15 protein-coding genes, 1 tRNA gene and 5 pseudogenes are annotated in these 17,849 nt (G+C 72.8%); 10 read left to right on the plus strand and 11 right to left on the minus strand.

Features of this window, described 5'->3' with window-relative positions; genetic code table 11:
• Positions 1–219: 219 nt before the first annotated feature.
• The 3 genes and pseudogenes from AB0M18_RS16865 to AB0M18_RS16875 all read left to right on the plus strand — a co-directional run.
• Positions 220–864, plus strand: coding sequence for a protein-L-isoaspartate(D-aspartate) O-methyltransferase (locus tag AB0M18_RS16865; RefSeq protein ID WP_365758528.1), 645 nt, complete (start codon positions 220–222; stop codon positions 862–864).
• A gap of 252 nt (positions 865–1,116) precedes the next feature.
• A complete protein-coding gene (locus tag AB0M18_RS16870; RefSeq protein WP_365758530.1) occupies positions 1,117–2,061 on the plus strand; it encodes a hexose kinase in 945 nt (314 codons plus the stop codon).
• Positions 2,062–2,145: 84 nt separating this feature from the next.
• Positions 2,146–2,433, plus strand: a pseudogene (locus AB0M18_RS16875) (S8 family serine peptidase); the annotation flags it as partial.
• A gap of 80 nt (positions 2,434–2,513) precedes the next feature.
• Here AB0M18_RS16875 and AB0M18_RS16880 read toward each other — a convergent pair.
• The 4 genes from AB0M18_RS16880 to AB0M18_RS16895 form a co-directional block, all read right to left on the minus strand.
• The gene (locus AB0M18_RS16880; protein ID WP_365758754.1) at positions 2,514–3,251 is read right to left on the minus strand and encodes an FAD:protein FMN transferase; all 738 of its coding nucleotides are present in this window, start codon (positions 3,249–3,251) and stop codon (positions 2,514–2,516) included.
• 28 nt (positions 3,252–3,279) lie between these two features.
• Positions 3,280–3,918: an FMN-binding protein gene (locus AB0M18_RS16885; RefSeq protein WP_365758532.1), complete on the minus strand. Its 639-nt coding sequence runs from the start codon at positions 3,916–3,918 to the stop codon at positions 3,280–3,282.
• Positions 3,919–3,968: 50 nt separating this feature from the next.
• Entirely contained in the window at positions 3,969–5,342 is a 1,374-nt protein-coding gene (locus AB0M18_RS16890; RefSeq protein ID WP_365758535.1) for a ferredoxin reductase family protein, read from the minus strand.
• A gap of 144 nt (positions 5,343–5,486) precedes the next feature.
• Positions 5,487–5,729, minus strand: coding sequence for a hypothetical protein (locus AB0M18_RS16895; RefSeq protein ID WP_365758538.1), 243 nt, complete (start codon positions 5,727–5,729; stop codon positions 5,487–5,489).
• A 134-nt stretch (positions 5,730–5,863) separates the two neighbouring features.
• On the opposite strand from AB0M18_RS16895, the gene AB0M18_RS16900 reads away from it, so the two are divergent.
• Positions 5,864–6,193: a hypothetical protein gene (locus AB0M18_RS16900; protein WP_365758540.1), complete on the plus strand. Its 330-nt coding sequence runs from the start codon at positions 5,864–5,866 to the stop codon at positions 6,191–6,193.
• A gap of 58 nt (positions 6,194–6,251) precedes the next feature.
• On the opposite strand, the pseudogene AB0M18_RS16905 reads toward AB0M18_RS16900, so the two are convergent.
• Positions 6,252–6,494 (minus strand): annotated as a pseudogene (locus tag AB0M18_RS16905) (IS630 family transposase); the annotation flags it as partial.
• 721 nt (positions 6,495–7,215) lie between these two features.
• On the opposite strand from AB0M18_RS16905, the gene AB0M18_RS16910 reads away from it, so the two are divergent.
• Positions 7,216–7,497 carry a dsRBD fold-containing protein gene (locus AB0M18_RS16910; protein ID WP_365758542.1) on the plus strand — a complete coding sequence of 94 codons (282 nt, stop codon included), beginning with the start codon at positions 7,216–7,218 and terminating at the stop codon, positions 7,495–7,497.
• Between the two features lie 940 nt (positions 7,498–8,437).
• Here AB0M18_RS16910 and AB0M18_RS16915 read toward each other — a convergent pair.
• The 3 genes and pseudogenes from AB0M18_RS16915 to AB0M18_RS16925 all read right to left on the minus strand — a co-directional run.
• Positions 8,438–8,653 (minus strand): annotated as a pseudogene (locus AB0M18_RS16915) (universal stress protein); the annotation flags it as partial.
• A 114-nt stretch (positions 8,654–8,767) separates the two neighbouring features.
• Positions 8,768–9,520: a hypothetical protein gene (locus tag AB0M18_RS16920; protein ID WP_365758544.1), complete on the minus strand. Its 753-nt coding sequence runs from the start codon at positions 9,518–9,520 to the stop codon at positions 8,768–8,770.
• A 697-nt stretch (positions 9,521–10,217) separates the two neighbouring features.
• A complete protein-coding gene (locus tag AB0M18_RS16925; protein ID WP_365758547.1) occupies positions 10,218–10,958 on the minus strand; it encodes a DUF3592 domain-containing protein in 741 nt (246 codons plus the stop codon).
• A gap of 328 nt (positions 10,959–11,286) precedes the next feature.
• Between AB0M18_RS16925 and chrA the strand changes: the two genes are divergently transcribed.
• The gene (gene chrA, locus AB0M18_RS16930; RefSeq protein ID WP_365758549.1) at positions 11,287–12,483 is read left to right on the plus strand and encodes a chromate efflux transporter; all 1,197 of its coding nucleotides are present in this window, start codon (positions 11,287–11,289) and stop codon (positions 12,481–12,483) included.
• 315 nt (positions 12,484–12,798) lie between these two features.
• Here the strand turns inward: chrA and AB0M18_RS16935 are convergent.
• Positions 12,799–12,872: transfer RNA gene (locus AB0M18_RS16935), tRNA-Pro, on the minus strand.
• A gap of 183 nt (positions 12,873–13,055) precedes the next feature.
• Here AB0M18_RS16935 and AB0M18_RS16940 point away from each other — a divergent pair.
• Positions 13,056–13,544: pseudogene (locus AB0M18_RS16940) on the plus strand (DUF309 domain-containing protein); the annotation flags it as partial.
• A 226-nt stretch (positions 13,545–13,770) separates the two neighbouring features.
• Here the strand turns inward: AB0M18_RS16940 and AB0M18_RS16945 are convergent.
• Positions 13,771–14,175 carry a DUF488 family protein gene (locus AB0M18_RS16945; protein ID WP_365758551.1) on the minus strand — a complete coding sequence of 135 codons (405 nt, stop codon included), beginning with the start codon at positions 14,173–14,175 and terminating at the stop codon, positions 13,771–13,773.
• Positions 14,176–14,348: 173 nt separating this feature from the next.
• Positions 14,349–14,942, minus strand: a pseudogene (locus tag AB0M18_RS16950) (TetR/AcrR family transcriptional regulator); the annotation flags it as partial.
• Positions 14,943–15,129: 187 nt separating this feature from the next.
• Between AB0M18_RS16950 and AB0M18_RS16955 the strand changes: the two are divergent.
• The 3 genes from AB0M18_RS16955 (at position 15,130) to AB0M18_RS16965 (ending at position 17,798) form a co-directional block, all read left to right on the plus strand.
• Entirely contained in the window at positions 15,130–15,945 is an 816-nt protein-coding gene (locus AB0M18_RS16955; protein WP_365758756.1) for a phosphatase PAP2 family protein, read from the plus strand.
• Positions 15,942–16,982: a DMT family transporter gene (locus AB0M18_RS16960; RefSeq protein ID WP_365758554.1), complete on the plus strand. Its 1,041-nt coding sequence runs from the start codon at positions 15,942–15,944 to the stop codon at positions 16,980–16,982. The genes AB0M18_RS16955 and AB0M18_RS16960 overlap by 4 nt, the downstream gene beginning before the upstream one ends.
• Positions 16,983–17,081: 99 nt before the next feature.
• The gene (locus AB0M18_RS16965) at positions 17,082–17,798 is read left to right on the plus strand and encodes a MerR family transcriptional regulator (protein WP_365758556.1); all 717 of its coding nucleotides are present in this window, start codon (positions 17,082–17,084) and stop codon (positions 17,796–17,798) included.
• Positions 17,799–17,849 lie beyond the last annotated feature (51 nt).

Raw genomic sequence — 17,849 nt, forward strand, 5'->3', positions numbered from 1 at the left:
GCGGCGGGCGCGGCAGAACCGTCCGCCCACCCGTCGTATCAAGGGCCGCAGACAGGTGAGGTCCCCCATCCAGGGGATCGGGACGAGGACGCGAGACGGACGGAGCGGCCTGGTGGCCCCGCTGGGGAGACCCACTGAGTAGCACGGGACGGGCCGGGAGCGGACCCTGGGAGCATGGAAGAGGTTCTCGCGTATGTCGCCTGAACATGGCTCAGGCCCATGAGGCACGCGTCATCTCCCGAGGATCTGGTCCGAGCGGCGCGGGCCGCAGGGGTCACGGACGAGCGGCTGCTCAAGGCTGTCCGGGGCACCCCGCGGGCGGAGTTCGTACCCGCCGAGCACGTGGCGTCCGCTTACCGGGACACGCCCGTACCGCTCCCGCGCGACCAGGTGACCACCCAGCCCTCACTCGTCGCCATGATGGTGTCCGCGCTCGGCCTCACCGGCAGCGAACGTGTCCTGGAGGTCGGCACCGGCTACGGCTGGCAGACCGCGCTGCTGGCCCGCCTCGCCGCGTACGTGGTCAGCGTCGAACGCTGGCCGGATCTGGTCGAGGAGGCCCGCCGCCGACTCGCCGCACAGGGCGTCGAGAACGCCACGGTCGTCCTCGGCGACGGAACCCTCGGTATGCCGGCCCGTGCACCGTATGACGCTGTCGTCGTCTGCGCGGCCTTCCCCGAGGTACCGGAGCCGCTGGTCGCGCAGCTGCGGACCGGTGGCCGGCTCGTCCAGCCCATCGGCCCGGGCGGACGGGAACACGTAGAGCTGTACGAGCGGCAGGCCCACGGCCTGGCGCACCGCGCGACGATCACGGCGGCCCACTTCGTCCGCCTGTACGGAGCTCATGGCTACGCTCGGCGCTGATACGCACTGACCGGGGCCGGGCCGGTATGCGGGTGACCTCGCGCTGCCCCAGCATGGGAAGCGAGTCGTCTCCCTGTCCGCGGAGGTGGGCACGATGCCACAAGGCCCTGTCCAGCAGACGGCACGCCAGGTCTTCCCGACGGGCGCGACCGCACGGGCACCACGATGAGAACGCCCGCAACACCGGCCCCCACCCCAGCCGGAGAGACCGGCAGTGCAGGGGAATCACGGAGTACGGCCGCCGGGCCGTCAGTGCTCACCCTGACGCTCAACCCCACCGTCGATCTCGTGTGGGAGGTCGCGCACCTGGCACGCATCGGCAAGAACCGGGCCCGGGTCAGGTCGGTGGCCGCCGGAGGTGGGGGGATCAACGTCGCCCGTGGTGTCGTACGGCTCGCAGGACGGGCGACCGCCGTCCACACCGCCGGAGGCGAGGTCGGCCTGCGCCTGAACCGGCTGCTGGACGAGGAAGGCGTCGACCATGTCGCCGTCGACATCGAGGACGAGACCCGCGAAGCGCTCGTGCTGTTCGAGACCGAATCGCGGCACAGCTACCACATCGTGCCGCCCGGCCCACGACTGCGCGAACACGAGGGGCTGCGGTGCCTCGACGCACTTGCGCGAGCCGCCGGAGACCACCCGTACGTCGTGGCCAGCGGCAGCCTGCCCGGCGGCTTGCCCGCCGACTTCTACGCGGCCGTCGCCCGCCGCGTCAGGGAAGCCGGATCCCGGCTGATCCTGGACACCTCCGGGCCGGCGCTCAGCGGAGCACTCACGGAAGGCGTCTACCTCCTCAGGTGCAACCGGACGGAGGCCGCGAGCCTGACCGACCGGGACATCCGCGGCCTCGACGACGCCCGAGCCGTCAACGAGCACCTGCTCACCACAGGAGCCGCCCAAGTCGCCGTCACCACGGTGGGAGCGCTGGGCGCGGTGTGCTCGACCGGCCACGGCCATACCGAACTGCACGTGCCACCGCTTCCCGGCGAGCCGTTGAGCGACGCCGGCGCGGGAGACGGCATGGTGGCCGCCATCGCCGCACGGCTGACCGCCGGCGACGATCCCGTCAGCGCCTGCGCCCTGGGGGTGGCCGTGGCCGCCGCAGCGATGCTCACCCCCAGCACCGAGCCCTTCGACCCGGAAGTGGCCCACTCCCTCCGACGCGAGGTGAGGACGAGGTTTCACATCCGCGAGTGACACCGCTGTGGTCGCTGCGCGTACTTCCGACAGGTCCCCTCGGGGTGTCCGACGACGGCCCGTCGGCCGGGACCCGGGGGCCTCGCCCGCGCCCCCGAGGCGATCGCCGTCGGCGCGACGGACACGACCGACGCCAAGGCGTCCTGGTCCCACTACGGCAGCTGCGTCGACCTCTTCGCGCCGGGCGTGGGCATCACCCCGTCCTGGAACACCAGCAACACCGCCACCAACACCGCCACCAACACCATCAGCGGCACCTCGATGGCCACCCCCGCGCATGTCAGGGACGCGATGGCGGCCGCCACGACGAGCGGCGTGGTGAAGAGCGCGGGTAGCGGCTCGCCGAACCGGCTCCTCAAATCGCTTTTCTGATCCGGTTGATCCGGTGACTGCCGGTTGCCGTTCCGTCCCCGTACGACAGGTCGGCCACCGGTCGTTGCCCGGCCGAGGCGTCAGCGGGTCCGGCGAGAGAAGCCGGAGGTCTCCCAGGTGACGCCGGTGGCACTCGTCGCCAGGCCCTCGACATCCGGCTGTTCCTCCAGCCAGACGTGGGCGGCGTCGCCCATGGCGTAGGCGGCGGTGGCGAAGGCGTCGGCGATCGCGAGCGAGGGGCCGACGACCGTCATCGCCGCCAGGGCGTGCGCGGGCGGCTCCGTCGTGTGCGGGTCGAGGATGTGGCAGCCGCGCTCCGCCGGACCCGACGTCGCCACGGCCACCTCCTGTGCGTCGGCTCCCACCTGCACCACGACGGCCAGCGCGCCCGGGTTCAGGGGGTCGGCGAGGCCGATGCGCCAGGGCCCGCCGAGCATCTGGATGTCACCGCCACCGTTGACGCACACGGCGGCACTGGGAACCGCCGAAGCCAGCATGCGGGCCGCGCGCTCCGTCGCCCAGCCCTTCACCAGCCCGGTCGGATCCCACCCGCCGGCGTCTCCCGCGTACCAGGGGGAGAACCAGCCTCCGGTGCGCCGCGTCATGTTCTCGCAGAGGTCCCTCACGTCTTGGACATCCGGGCCGCACTGCCCAGAGGTGATCTCTCCGCGCGCCAGGCGGCTGACCTCGCTGTCCTCGCGGTACGGGGAGAAGACACGGTCCACGTGGTGCAGGAAGGCCACCGCCTCCGTGAGCGCCCCGCGCGCACGGGAGAGGTCGGAACACCCGCGGACGTCGAAGGAGAACACCGTGCCCATCACGTGTTCCGCATGCCGCACGCGCGGCTCAGACACCGGCCCTGTCCAGAGCGCTCTGGAGCGACTGGCGGTAGCCGGCGCTGGTGTAGGTGGCTCCCGAGACGGAGTCGATGTTCGCGCTCTGCGCCGCCAGCGACCGCTGGTCGAGCTGGGGGATCGCGTCGGCGGAGATCTCCCTGCTCCGTGGGGTGGAGGACGGCGACTTCAGGGCGGTGACCCCGGTGATCGTGCTCCCCTTGACCGTGATCTGCACCTGGACGGAGCCGTACTGCGTACTGATCGTGGCTCCGGCGACGGACCGGGTGGTCGACCCGCCCGAGGTGCCGGAAGCACCCGACGTGCCCGACGTGGTCCGGGGCGCGATGGGGGCACTCGTCTTCGTCGGAGCGGTGGTCGTACGAGACGCCGACGGGACGGCCGAGGGCGACGCGCTCCCGGAGGCGGAGGCAGAGGCGCTGGTGCTCGCCGAGGCCGGCGGCGAAGTGGGGGCGGAGGAAGTCGCGCCGGCGTCGGCCGGGACCGCGGACGCCACCGGGGTGCTCAGGCCCGCCGCGTCCTGGGCGAGCGAGGGATCCGTGGTCGGCTTGAGCGCGAGCAGGAGCACGACGGCGGATACGGTGCCCGCGCCGGCGAGCACCGCGCGGCGGAGCGGGTGTGTCTTCCTCACACCCCGCTCAGCGTCCCGGAGCCCCCAGGCGTCACACCCCACGCGGCATCTCAGAAGGCGAAGGACTCGTGGTGGATCCGCCGGTCGGGCACGCCCGCCTCCCGCAGGGCGGCGTACGACTCCTCGGCAAGCCCCTGCGGCCCGCACACGTACACGTCGTGCCGGGCGATGTCCGGCAGGATCCGGCGCAGCATCTCGGCGCTGATCGCCCGCCGCCTGCCGTCCGGTCCGTTGACCGCGTACAGCAGCTGTGCCCCGCGGTCGTCGGCGATCGCCTCCAGCTCCTCGCGCAGCGCGAGGTCGTCCGCCGTGCGGGCCCGGTACAGCAGTGTCAGATCGCTCCCGGCGCCCGGGAGGGTCTCGAACAGCGCGCGCAGCGGGGTGATGCCCGCCCCTCCCGCGATCAGCAGCACCTTGCCGCGGCTGCGGCGGGCGGCGGTCAGCGACCCGTACGGGCCCTCGGCCCACACGCGGGTACCGGGCCTCAGCTCGGCGAGGGCCGCGCTGTGCCCGCCGACGGCCTTCACCGTGATCCGCAGGAGGTCGGGCCGGGGCGGCGCGGAGAGCGAGTACGGGTTCGCCGTCCAGCGCAGCCCCTTCGTGAGGAACCTCCAGCGGAAGAACTGTCCCGCCTCCGCCCCGAGGCGGTGCAGCCGGCGCCCGCGGACGAGCACGGACACCACGCCCGGGGCCTCGGGCACCACCTCCTCAACCCTCATGCGGTGGACCAGGTTGAGCCGTACGGGAGTCAGTACCCGGTACCAGACGAGCAGCGCGCCGACCGCGCCGTACAGCACGCACCAGGCCGCGCGAGCGGCCCGGTCGGCGATGAACTCCGCTCCTGTGGCCAGCTGGTGCCAGAAGGCGAGGTACACCGCCAGGTACGTGAGCAGATGCAGGTAGTACCAGGTCTCGTAGCGCATCCTGCGCCGTACGACCCCGGCCGACATGAGTCCTACGACCAGCAGGAGCAGCGTGCCGATCGCCGCCTTGCCCATCTCCGGGTACTCGGTCACCAGCGACACCGTCTGTTCCACCACCCCGATCCGGCCCTGCAGCGCGTACCCGTACACGGTCAGCAGGACGTGCGCCAGGGTCAGGGAGAGTGCGTACCGCCCGCTCGTCGCGTGCCACCGCGACACGCGATCGGACCCGACCCGCCGCTCCAGGGCCGGAACCCGCGCCATCTGCACCACGACCAAGGCGATCACGTATCCGGCGAGCAGGCCGGTGATCCGCCCCGCGTGGATCAGCCGATCCCCGGAGTCGGCGAGCACGGCGGGCGTGTTGAGCCACCACAGCCATACCGCGGCCACCGCGCCGGCCCAGGCGAGGACGATCAAGGGGACAGCGGGGGAACGCCTGGGGCGGATACGACGCTGTGCCTGCCGTCTGCCCGCCCGGCCGTGCTGGATCGTCGTCACGTGCTCGGTCCTCCGGTCGCCTTGGTGCCCGCGCACCCTACCGGCCTCGACCAGAGCACAGGGCACGGAGAGGTCGCACGCCCGAGCCCGGTGACGACGGAAGGACTGCCACGTGATCGTCTGCGCATGCGCACGGCACGGCGGTCATTCCCCCGGCTCCAGCGCGAGCCGGGTGGTGGTGGACGTGGCGCCGCGCCGGTCGAAAATGCCGCCGCACGGCCGGTTGCCCTCGCCGATGCCGGTGCCAGCCCGGTGACAGTGGTGCTCAGCGGTCGAGCCGACGCCGCCGTCAGGGCCGATGCGCTGAACCGCGCGCGTTTCCGCGCCCGGACGCCCGGGGATTTCGCAGGCGCTCAAGGTGTGGCCGGCGAGTCCGCCACTCTTCACGGACCAGCCATGGCCGAAGCGGCATGCGCTTGCGCTCGGCGAGGCCCTTCGGACGCTCCGATGTGGACGCCGGTCGTGTCCGACTCGCCTTACCGGCCTTTAGTTGCGACGGCACCAAGCACTACGTTTCGACTGTGATCAATGACGCGGTTCCGCAGAAGGAAGCTCGGTGGGTCGTCCTCGTGGAGGCCGAGACCTGCCCCCGGTACGAGGAGGACCACCGCTGGCAGCTCGTCGCAAAGCGTGCCGTCCCGGACGGAGGTCGAGCGGCGGCTGACGAACTGGCACGCAAGCTCGCCATGGAGTACGTCCCCAGAGAAGTCAAGGGCTCGGCCGGGGAAACGCCCGCACGCGAGGTGTTCCGAGTCGCCGACGGCTCGTGGCTCGTCGAGGTCAGGGGAATCAACGCCAAGAAGATTCTGTGCCGGATAACCACCGCCGTGCTGGTACATGAGGGTAAATAGGCCGTGCCGGGTAGACCGTGGCAGAGCGCAGATACCGACGGCTGGGCCGGGTTGGGCGTCAGGCCGCCGCTGGCATTGGTCTGCCGCCCCAGCCGACGCCTTTCTCGCTGCGGATTCGAGCGCGTTCGCGTCGCTGTGCGGCCAGGACGCCTGCGTGTCGGGTGTGCTTGTTGCGCCAGCGCAGGCAGGCGTGCAGGGCCCGGGTCTGCACCGGGTGGTTCGGATGGTTGGAGTTGGCCAGCGTGAACTGCCGCAGCGGGCCGAAGTGCGCCTCGATCGGGTTGGCCCGGGAGGCGTAGGTCCGTGCACGTGGCGCAGGCTCGGCCACTCACGCCTCCAGCGGTCGGAACGGACGTCACCGCCCATCCAACCGCCCCAACGGCCAACCCGGCGAACCTTCCCGGTCACAGCACCAGCCACCGTCCCGTCGCTGATCGCAACTCGCAGTGATGTCGTGCAAGCAGACGGAAACCTGCAAGGTGGGCTCCCTTCGCCGGCATTGTCCGGATCAGGTGATGGAGGTCGCCTTCCGGTCTCACAGACCTTCCAGCCTCTCAGCACGACCGTCGACAAACGCCCCGCGCAAGGCACATCCGCCCATCGCCCGGGGCCATCCGGTCGAACTCCCTCGCTCGCCCTGCAGGCCAATTTCCACCGTACTCCCGCCCCCGCCCAGCACCAAGGCCGAACGGCCCCGTCACTGCCCCGACGACCAGGCTGAAAGCGCCTCGGTGAATCCGCCATGTCCCCCGACTGCCCACTCGTGGTGGACGGCGGCGACCGAGTCGGCGGCGCCCACGGACCGCGGCCGACCGCCGCCCCGCGTTGGGCCGGGCGGCCCATGTCCAACAGTCTCGGCCTCGTTCACGCTGGAGATACGGACTCCGGACGAAGAAGGTGGTTCCCGTACCCACCAGCGGTCACCACACCGACGGGCCCTACAGCGGGCGGCTGCCTCGGCCCGACTCACCCCTCCCCCGGGGCGAAACCCTCACCGACCCCCTCAGAGGACAGGTCTGGACATGAACGAGCAGACGACGAACACACCGATGCGTACCAAGACGTGGACCCTGCGCGTGGACCTCTTCGAGGAGGGCGACGTCACGAAGGTGCACGCCGTCCTCGACACCGGTGACAACCGGCTGGAGAGCCACACCGAAGCCCACCGCAACCCGCACGACCCTCCCGCGCCGGAGATCGGCGACGAATACGCGGCCGGACGCGCCCTGGTCGACCTCGGCCACCAGCTGCTGCGCTTCGGCATCGCCGACGCCGCCGCCAACGAACCGCCACCGCAAGGATGACCGCCACGGCTCCGGCCCTCGGCGGCCGCCTGTCCGCTCATCGCGGCGGTGGCCAGCCCTCACGGAGGGAATGGTGTTCATGAAGCACCCGGGCGGCGGGGACTGCCGATCACCGCCGGTCCCGGCTCCGAGACATCGGCCGACGAGTGGCCCGGCGCAGGCGACTGCCCGGTCTCACTCGCAGGGGCCTGGCAGACCGGGCGGGCATGGCGCCGGGGTACGTGAAGTACGTGAAGTCGTCATCCCGTGCCGTCGACGCCGTGACTCCCACCCGGCGGGCCGCGGCACGCGGCGCGTCCACCGGGGAACCGCTGGGCGGCGAGGTCGATGACCTCGGCCATGGCTCCGCGCCCCCAGAGGGCGTTGACGGGTGAGGAGGCTTACCCGGGCGGCTTGCGGGGCTGCCGTGGAGTCGCGCGCGAAGCGAGGCGGGACAGCACCTCCTGCCGGCGGTCGCAGGCGACCGGGTTCCATGGTGAGGCCGGCCGCCCAGCGGGAAAGCCGCCTGGAGACGGCGAACACGCCGCCCGCCATCGGCGAAGCCCTCCGCGCCGGCCACATCAGCACACGATCGCCGCCGTTCAGCTCGGCGAGGGAACTCGGGGCGTCCGCAGGTACCGCCCCGGAGGCGCACGCCAACCGCTCCGTCCTCGCTCTCAGGACCGCCGCACACGCGAGCGCGTACTGGCCTCCCATCGAGCAGCCGTGGACGGAGTCACCACTCGGGGAGGGCTGGAACGGTACCTTCAGTCCCCTTCCAACCCTCCCGGCCCTCTCCTCGCGGACCCCGCCGCGCCGGGCCGTCCGAACGGCCCCCGGCTCCGGGCGCGCCCTCCACGACAATGCGCCGGCCGGTGACACGACGCGGTGCCAGGACCATGACCACGTCCCGCGACACGGCGTCCGATGTCGCCGCGAGCGTGCGGAGTGGCGCCGGCCGTCACCTTTCACCCCTGGTCGGAGCGCGGTGGCGCTGCGGGACGACGGCGACCGGGCAGACAGCGTGGTGCAGGGCCCGGTGGGCGACCCGGCCCAGCTCCATGCCGAGGTGGCCCTCGCGGCGCCGTGCTCCGAGGACCAGCAGGTCGGCCGCCGTCGACCGCGCGACGAGCGTCTTGTGCCCTGAAGGAGATCGGACAGCGCTTCGGCGCGACACACGAACGCGTCCGCCCTACCGAGTCCAGGACCCCCGACAAGCTGCGGGACCCCGCCTACGCCGACGGGCTCAGGGGCCGTCTCGACCGGCCGGCGCCACTTCCGTTGTCGCGGGTCAGCGTGCCCAGATCACGTGGGTGATGACCTTGTTGCCGTGGCCCAGGTCCTTCACGTACAGGTCGGTGCCCGCGGTGTGCTCCACGCGCGTGCCCCAGCTCGCCTGCTCGGTGCCGACCTGCGCTACCGCCGCGGACTGGTCGACGGTGCTGGTGGAGTCGAGGTGGGCGTAGATGGTCGCCAGCTGGTCGTAGTCGTGCTGGTTGGGGTGGGTGTTGCTGTCGGGGTTGCTGGTGTAGTCCATGCAGGTGCCGAGGTTCGGGTTGCCGAAGTCCTCGTCCTGGTGGTCGAGGCCGAAGGTGTGTCCGACCTCCTGGCAGGTGACCATCAGGCGCCAGGCCGGGGTGTTGTACGTCGCGGTGTTGAAGTAGCTGTCGTTGAGCTTGACGGTGCCGGCGGTGATGTGGCTGCCGCTGACGGAGATGGAGGCGATGCCGAGCCAGCCGTTGTTGCCGTAGGTGTTGTTGCAGACCTCGACCCGCCCGCTGGTCGCCGCGCACCGTCTGGCGGAGGACTGGCCGGCCACGACGGTGGTGTCGAGCACCGTCGACTTGCTCCAGTCGTTCGACGCCGTGGCGAGGTAGTTCTTCCAGCCGGAGCTGAGGTTGTCGCCGAGCTTCACGGTGAACGGGTTGGCGGTGCGGGCCCAGTGGTAGCTGCCCCACGAGTGGTTCGCCTGGGCGGAGGTGCTGAACGTCAGTGTGGCGAGCGCGGCCGCGGCGGTGGCGGCGACAAGCGTCCTGTAGCGCACGAGGGGTCTCCTCAGTGTCGGGGGTGTGGACCGCGCACGACCTGGGAGCGCCCTCGTGGTGGAGATGCGGCCAGATCGTGAACTACCTTGCGCTGGTGCGTAGATGACTGACCGTTCGAGCTGGACGGCAGACGCCGCGTGACGGCATGCCGGTGGGGCTCCAGCCGGTTCGGGTACCGAACCGGGAGGAAGCGTAGGGCACCGCCGCCATGGCTGTCATGTACGCGACACGAGAACTTCGACGCGAATGCCCGACCCCCTGCGCGGGCATGACGGAGCCGAGTTCGGGCTCAGGCGGCGCGGCGGTAGTAGGTGATCGAGACCTTGACCGGGCCGTCGCCCGAAGGGGTGTTGAGGGTGCGGACGACGGCGATGTCCTGCCCGCCGTAGGCCCGGACGCAGAAGCTGCGGTCGGCGTGCAGGGTGGTGAAGGGCAGGGCTGCCGGCCGGTGCGGCGCTGGGGGCGTCGGAGGTGTCCAGGTAACCGGAATCGATCAGGAGGAGTCGCGAGGGCGTGCGCGGTCGGTGCCTCGGCGACCGCGCGGGCCGGGTCGAGGACGGTGGCGGGCGCCGGGGTCAGGCGCCGCGCCGACGAGGTCTTCGAGGAGGTCTTCCGTGGTAACGGCTCCCGGCCGACCCGCGAGGGTCGATACGCGACCATTCCGACCCAGGGCGATCCCGTCTGGGCCGGTTGTCGTCAGACCGGCAGGTTGACCAGGACGCAGAGGGCGAAGGCCGCGCCCGGGACCAGGGCCACGGCCGCGACCAGCAGAGTGCGGAAGGCGAAGCCGACGGTGAGCGGCCGGCCGGCACGGTCAGGGTGCTCGGGGTCGTAACGGAGCTCGACCTGGCTGCCGACTGTCTCGGCGGCGAGGAACCAGACGGAGACGACCGATCGGACGTCCCGCATCCGCTGTCCGTCGACCGTGGTGAACGCCAGCTTGGAGATGATCCAGAGTGGTCCGCCCTTGTCGAAGTGCTGCACCTCTCCGGTGACCTTGCCGACCACGCCGATCCCGCGTCGGCGCAGCAGCCACAGTGAACGGACGCGCCGTCCCATCCGCCACAGCATGAATCCGCCGACCAGACCCAGCACACCTCCCGCACTCAAGGAGAACGCGGCTGCGCCGGCCTTGAGCGGGCTGACTCGGCCCAGTGCGACAAGGGGCACCGCGTACAGCACGAGCAGCAAGGCGATCGCCACCGCTTGTCGACCGCGCGTACCGGGCCGAGGTGACTGCCGGGGCACCGCCCCCACCTGGACCAGGGCGTGCCCGTCCGCCGCGGGCTCGAACGCGGCGAGGGCGGCCGTCAGCTGCCCGAGGAACGCCTTTGCGGCATGGGCGTTGGGCGTGGGCAGCTCCACGGCCGAGCCCAGGTACGTGGCGGCGGCCCGGCGGCTCTCCGGCGCTGCGGATATCGCTCGCCCATTCGGCATGCGGCGGATCATACGCAAGGAGTCCCTGGTCGTTCGCCGCTCCGAAGGCACGGATGGGCACGGGTGGGCACGGCTGGGAAGTCCCTGCTCGGGGATGGCGATGCGGGCGTCAGGGGCGTGCGCTCCCCGCAGGGCCGGGAGAGCGGCCGGGCGCTCGTTGCGGCTCTGGGACGGGTTCTGGTGGGGCTGCTGTCGGTGACCTGGTAGCTGGCCTGCCGGTCCGGGGCGCCGTCGGCCCTCATCCCGAGCGTTCATACGGGACGGATATCGTCTGCCGATATCCACTACCCCCAGAGCCCGGGGGTAGCGCGCGCGAGGAGTCAGGGTGTTGGACGAGGCGATAGGCGGCGGGCAGGAGTCGGCAACGCCGCCGCGGGTGGGGCTGGGGACGATCGCCCGGGAATGGGGGCGTATCGGCTGCGTCGGGTTCGGCGGGCCGCCCACCCACATCGCGCTGCTGCGGCGGCTGTGCGTCGAACGGCGCGGGTGGATCACGGCCGACGAGTTCGAACACGGGATCGCGGCGACCAATCTGCTGCCGGGGCCGGCCTCGACCCAGTTGGCGATCCTCACGGCGTGGCGGCTGCGCGGGTGGCGCGGAGCGGTCGTGGGCGGGGTGTGCTTCATCGTGCCGGGTCTCGTGCTGATCCTTGCGCTGGCCGCGCTGTTCCTGGCCGGGAACCCGCCGGTGTGGGTACGTGGCGCGGCGGCCGGGGCGGGAGCGGCGGTGGCCGCCGTAGCCGTGCAGGCCGCCGTCGGCCTCGTACCGGCGAGCTGGAAGCGGGCCGGTGAGCAGCGCTCGGCGCGCGGCCGGTGGATCGGATACGTGCTCGCGGGCGCGGTGGCGGCGGTGGTGACGGGGCCGTGGTTGGTCCTGGTGCTCGTCGCCGCGGGTCTGCTGGAGGTGGCGGCCAAGGCCCGTTCGGCGGGGCCGCGTACGGGGCGGGCCTCGGCCTGGCCCGTACCGCCGGCCGTCGCCGCTCCTGCGGCCGGCGGACTGGGCGCGCTGGCGTGGGTGGCGTTCAAGGTGGGCGCGCTGTCGTACGGCGGCGGATTCGTGATCATCCCGCTGATGCGGGCCGACGCCGTCGACACGTACCACTGGATGACCGACGGCGAGTTCCTCAACGCCGTCGCTCTGGGGCAGATCACCCCCGGACCGGTCGTGCAGACCGTCGCCGTCGTCGGCTACGCGGCGGCCGGCATCTGGGGCGGGCTGCTTGCCGCCTTCGCCGCCTTCGCCCCCTCCTTCGCCCTGGTGATCGCAGGCGCGCCGAAGTTCGATGCCCTGCGGTCGAACCCGCGTGTCCAGGCGTTCTTCGACGGCGCCGGACCCGCGGTGATCGGTGCCATCGCCGGTTCTGCGATCCCGCTCGCGCTGGCGCTGCAGTTCGGATGGCAGTACGTGGTCCTGGGCGCGGCAGCCGTCTGGCTGCTTGCGGCACGACGCGGCGTCGTCAGCGCTCTCCTCAGTGCTGGAGCCCTTGGTGTCGCGGCCAGTCTGATCGGCTGGCCGGCGGGGTGACATGCGGGCGGGAGACGGCGTGGGGACGGCAGATGACAGCTCCGTCTTCGACGACGTGGTGGTGGAGCGGCAAGGTGCCGGGCGCTGGACCGGTCCTCGGCGCGCCGAGGATGTCCTGCGCCCCACGAGCCCACGCCGTGAGCAGGACCGCGCCCTCACGGGGCCGACCCTTGTGCCAGGACCCTTCCCCATAGCCCTGGCGGGAGGAGCTGTCCGTCCGGTCAAGACGGGTTGGTCCCCAACTGGTCCCCAAGAATGATCAAGGGGCCGTTTCAGATTCCTCTGAAACGGCCCCTGATCTGCGACTCTCTCGAGTCGGGACGACAGGATTTGAACCTGCGACCCCTTGACCCCCAGTCAAGTGCGCTACCAAGCTGCGCCACGTCCCGGTGCTCGTCCGCCCCCGGGTCGGACCCGGTGTCGGCGTGCAAGAGAACATTACCTCACTTCACGGGGTGGATCAGCACACGGGGGGTCACCGGGGCGCGGCGGCGGACAATGGGGGGATGGACACGGATCGGGGCGCGGATCGGGGCACGGATCGGGGCACGGATCGGGGCAGGGACCGGGGCAGGGACCGGGACGCGGCGGGGCGGGCGCGGAGTGGGCGGCCGCGGGACGGACTCGGGCGGCCGTTGGCGTACGGGGCGGAGGGGGTCGCGCGGCAGCCGGAGGGGGTGGTGCGGACGCCCGAGGGGACGGTGCGGGAGGCGCAGCGGTTGCTCGACGCCGGGATGCCGTTCCATGCGCACGAGGTGTTCGAGGACGCGTGGAAGTCGGGACCCGAGGGTGAGCGGGAGCTGTGGCAGGGCCTCGCGCAGCTCGCCGTGGGGCTGACGCACGCGGCGCGGGGGAACGCGACGGGCGGGGCGCGGTTGCTGCTGCGCGGGGCCGTGCGGATCGAGGGGTACGTACGGGACGGGGGCGCCGAGACGTACGGGGTGGACGTCGCCGGGCTCGTCGCGTGGGCGCGGGAGCTGGCCGCCCGTGTGGCGGCGAGCGGCGCCGGGCCGGTGGATCCGGTGGCGGAGGCGCCCCGGCTGCGCCGGCTCAGCAGCTGACAGGCGGCGGGTGAACGCGCCGGGCGTCGCGCGGAGTTGGACCCGGGCGAGCTGGGAGCCCGGACAGCCGCGACAAGACGCTCGTGCCGGCGGGGAGTTCGGTGCCGGCGAGGGTGACGGGCCGGGTGATGGTGCGGCGGGCGGGGCCCGTGAACGGGTTCCCGCCCTCTGGTGGCGGGAAAGCGTCGCCCCTTCGCCGCAACGCTGACCGCTCACCACTCACCACTCACCGCTCGCCCGGAGCCTCCGCGCCCAGCGCCTCCATGAGGACCGCCGTGTGGCTGACCGACGGGTCCTTGGCGGAGGTGAGCAGGGTGACCGGCCCCTCGGCAGCGCGGGCGCGCAGCTGCGACAGGGCCTCGGCGGCGTCCGGGGCGGCGAGCTCCTGCTCGTACCGGTGCCGGAACTCCTCGAACTCGCCCTCGGGGCCGTGGTACCAGCGCCGCAGTTCGTTCGAGGGGGTGAGGGACTTGGGCCACTCGTCGAGCCGCGCGTCGGCCTTCGCCAGACCGCGCGGCCAGAGCCGGTCGACGAGCACCCGCAGTCCGTCGTCGGGCTCGGGCGGCTCGTAGACGCGGCGGACGCGGACCCGGACCGGCGGCCGGGAGGAGCGGGGCATGGCGTGGGGCATGGCTTCAGGGTGCCGGACGGCGGGGGCTCTCACACCTCGGGCGCTGCGTCCGGCCGCTGCTCCCGGTCACGCGTCTCCGGCCGCTGCTCCCGGTCGCGCGCCTCCGGCCGCCGCTCCCGGTCGCGCGCCTCCGGCCGCCCGTCCGGCTCGGCGGCCTCGTCCGGCTCCGGCGTCACGCCGAGGGCTGGCAGCAGCACCGCGTCCACGAACACCCGCATCGTCGCGGTGTCGGCGAAGCGGTCCTCGAAGATGCGCTCGATGCGGAGCATGCCCAGGAAGCAGGGGGCGACGAAGCCCGTCGCGGGATGGTCGGCGGCGAGTTCGCCGCGCTCGACGGCGCGGCCGAGCATCGCGTCGAGGGCGGCGACCTCGGGGGCGATCACGGTCTCGCGGAGCGCGGCGCGCAGGTCGGGGTGCTGGATATAGGCCTGGCTGACCGCTTCCATCAGCTCGGCGTCGCGCTCGCGACGGGTGGCGGCGATGCGGGCGGCCTCGCGCAGGTCGCCGACGAGGGAGCCGGTGTCGATGCCGGTGAAGACGGCGCAGCGGGCCTTGTCCAGGGCTGCGGTGACGAGTGCGGGTTTGGTGCCCCACTGACGGTAGAGCGTGGCCTTGCCGCACTTGGTGCGGGCGGCGACGCCCTCCATGGTCACGGAGTCGTAGCCGCCCTCGCGCAGGAGGCAGATGACCGCCTCGTACAGCTCGGCCTCCCGCTCGGGGGTGAGCTTGCTGCGACGGGCGGCGGCGGTCGCGGCGTGCGTGGACATCGGTTCCTCCCGGAGACCCGGTACCCCAGCGGACGGTTTTCCGCACATCCGAGAGTAGGGGGTGCGCAATCGAGACGCAAACGTATCGAGACGCTTGCGTCTCGATGAAATCGGATCTACAGTTCCTCCGTTTGCTGTCCGAATTGACGGAAAAAGGGGCCGCGCCATGGCTACCGGGATACGCGGGATACGAAAGACACGTCCTGCAGGACCGGGGCCGACGGCTACCCCCCGGCGGCCGCCGCTGGTGCGGGAGCTGGTGCTCGTCACGGCGCTCTTCCTCGTCTACAAGTTCGGCCGGCTCTTCGCGAACGGACACGAGGCCCGGGCCTTCCACAACGCCGACCGCGTGTGGGACCTGGAGCGCGCCGTGCACCTGCCCGGCGAGGGCACGGTCCAGCAGCTGCTGCTGCACGGCGACGGCCTGATACGGGCCGCGAACACCTACTACGCGGCCGTGCACTTCCCGGCCACCCTCGCCTTCCTCGCCTGGCTCTACTGGCGCCGGCCCGCCCACTACCTCTGGTCCCGCCGGGTCCTGGCCCTGCTCACCGCCGCCGCGCTCGCGCTGCATCTGCTGCTGCCGCTCGCGCCGCCCCGGATGCTCTCGGCGAGCGGACTGATCGACACCGCGCGGGTGTACGGACCCTCCGTCTACGGGGCGACGCCCGAGACGGACTCGATGGCGAACCAGTTCGCCGCGATGCCCTCGCTCCACTTCGGCTGGGCCCTGATGGTCGCGATCGGCCTCATCGCGGCGACGCGCTCACGTCGGCGGCTGCTGTGGCTGCTGCATCCGGCGCTCACCCTGCTCGTCATCGTCGGCACCGCCAACCACTACTGGTTCGACGCGCTGGTCGCCGCCGTGCTGCTCGCGCTCGCCCTGCTCGTCGTACCGGCGCCGGTACACCGTCACCGCCCGCCGTACGACGGCCGCCGGGCGACACCGCCGGTGCCGCGCACCCCCGTCACGGCAGCCGCCACCGCCGGGGCGCTCCGATGAGCCCCGTCACGGGCGGGGCCGCCGGAACGGTCGTGGCGGTCCTGCTCTCCCTCGTCTCGGCCGCCGGCTACGCCCTCGCCGCCGTCGCCCAGTCCCGCCTCGCCTCGGCCTCCACCGGCGGGCGCGGCGCGCTGCGCCGACTGCTCGGCCGCCCGCAGTGGTGGTGGGCGGTCGGCCTGAACGCCGCCGGCGCGCTGGCGCACGTCGCCGCGCTCCGCTACGGGCCGCTCACCCTCGTCCAGCCGCTCGGCGCGCTGACCCTGGTGGCGGCGCTGCCGATCGGGGCGTACGGGGCGCACCGGCGGGTCACCCGGGTCGAGTGGCGCGGTGCGCTGTGGACCCTCGCGGGCCTGGTCGGCCTGGTGGCCGTGACCGGCCCGGTCGCGCCCGACGAGGTGCTCGACCTGCGCGAGACCCTGATCGTCACCGCCGCGACCCTGCTGATCGTCGGACTGCTCGCCGCGCGCGGCCGGGCCGGGCGCGGACCGGGCGACAGCGATTCGGCGCGCGGCCGGGGGCTCGGGCACGCGACGGCGTCCGGAGTGGCCTCGGCGGTCGGTTCGGCGCTGACCCAGACGCTGACCGTCGCCCTCGCCCGCGACCTGCCCGGCGGCCTGGCCACCTGGTGGCAGACCGCGCTGCTCGCGGTCCTGATCGCCGCCTTCGCCGTCGGCGGCCTGCTGCTCTCCCAGGCCGCCTACCGCGGCGGCCTCGCCGCCCCGCTCGCCGTCGTCAACCTCTCCAACCCGGCCGCCGCCGCGGTCATCGGCGTGGCCCTGCTCGGCGAGACCTTCCGCGCGGGCGTCTGGGGCTGGGCGGTCGCCGCGGCGGCCTCCCTGGTGGCGGCGCGCGGCGTGGTCCTGCTGACCTCGGGCGTCGGGGCGGGGGCCGCGGACTCGAACGCCGCGGAGACGGCGGTCGAGGGCGCGGTGCCGGCGTCCCGCGAGGGGGCCGGGCTCGACGGACCCGTGCCCCCGGACGGGCCCGGGCTCCTCGTCGTACCGGACACGCTCCCCGCCCCCGAGCCGGTTCGCTGAGGCACGCCCCGGGACGAGCCCGTTCCCCCGCCGCGCCATGGGCGGCCGGAATATCCTCCACGGGATCAGCACAGACAGATCAGGAACGGTGGATCCCCGGTGCGCCTCTCCGAGCTGAGCGCCCGTGGCGGCGTGTCGGTCGCGACGGTGAAGTACTACCTGCGTGAGGGCCTGCTCGCGCCCGGAACCCCGGTCACCGCCCGCCAGTCCGACTACGGCGAGGAGCACCTGCGCCGGCTGCGCCTGGTGCGGGCGCTGCTCACGGTCGGCGGGATGACGGTCCAGCAGGCCCGTGACGTGCTCGCGGTCGCGGACGACCCGGCCTTCGGGCGGCACGAACGGCTCGGCATCGCCACGTACATGCTGCCGCCGCACGTCGAGGCGCCGGAGGAGACGGATCCCGGCCGCGCGCTCTGGGACGAGGTGCACGGCGAGGTGCGGGCGCTGCTCGCCGAGCTCGGCTGGCGGGTGTACGAGGAGGCGCCCGCGCTCGCCTCGCTGACCCGGGCGGTGGCGGCCGTCCGGTCGCTCGGCTACCGCGGCGGGACGGACGTGATCCGGCGCTACGCGCTGGCGCTGCACCCGATCGCCGAGGAGGAGTACGCGGCGATCGAGGAGTACCCGGTCCTCGACGAGGCGATCGAGGCGACCGTCGCGTACACCACCCTCTACGAACCGGTGCTGCTCGCCCTGCGCCGGCTCGCCCACGAGGACGTCTCGGCCCGGCTGCACGGCGCGGGCCCGGCGGCCGGACCGGCGGCACGCTCCCTTGATACCGGGGAATCATCCTCCCAGGATGCCATTTCGTCATCTTGACGAAAAGCCCCTCCGACCCTACCGTCATATCGACGACAAGGGGAGGTTCAC

The organism is Streptomyces sp. NPDC051909 (assembly GCF_040681095.1).
In the GTDB taxonomy this organism is placed as follows: domain Bacteria; phylum Actinomycetota; class Actinomycetes; order Streptomycetales; family Streptomycetaceae; genus Streptomyces.

Coding starts and splice junctions, on each gene's coding strand:
- AB0M18_RS16865 (WP_365758528.1), top strand. CDS start 220: ATGAGGCACGCGTCATCTCCCGAGGATCTGGTCCGAGCGGCGCGGGCC.
- AB0M18_RS16880 (WP_365758754.1), bottom strand. CDS start 3,251: ATGGGCACGGTGTTCTCCTTCGACGTCCGCGGGTGTTCCGACCTCTCC.
- AB0M18_RS16910 (WP_365758542.1), top strand. CDS start 7,216: ATGAACGAGCAGACGACGAACACACCGATGCGTACCAAGACGTGGACC.
- AB0M18_RS16925 (WP_365758547.1), bottom strand. CDS start 10,958: ATGCCGAATGGGCGAGCGATATCCGCAGCGCCGGAGAGCCGCCGGGCC.
- AB0M18_RS16945 (WP_365758551.1), bottom strand. CDS start 14,175: ATGCCCCACGCCATGCCCCGCTCCTCCCGGCCGCCGGTCCGGGTCCGC.
- AB0M18_RS16960 (WP_365758554.1), top strand. CDS start 15,942: ATGAGCCCCGTCACGGGCGGGGCCGCCGGAACGGTCGTGGCGGTCCTG.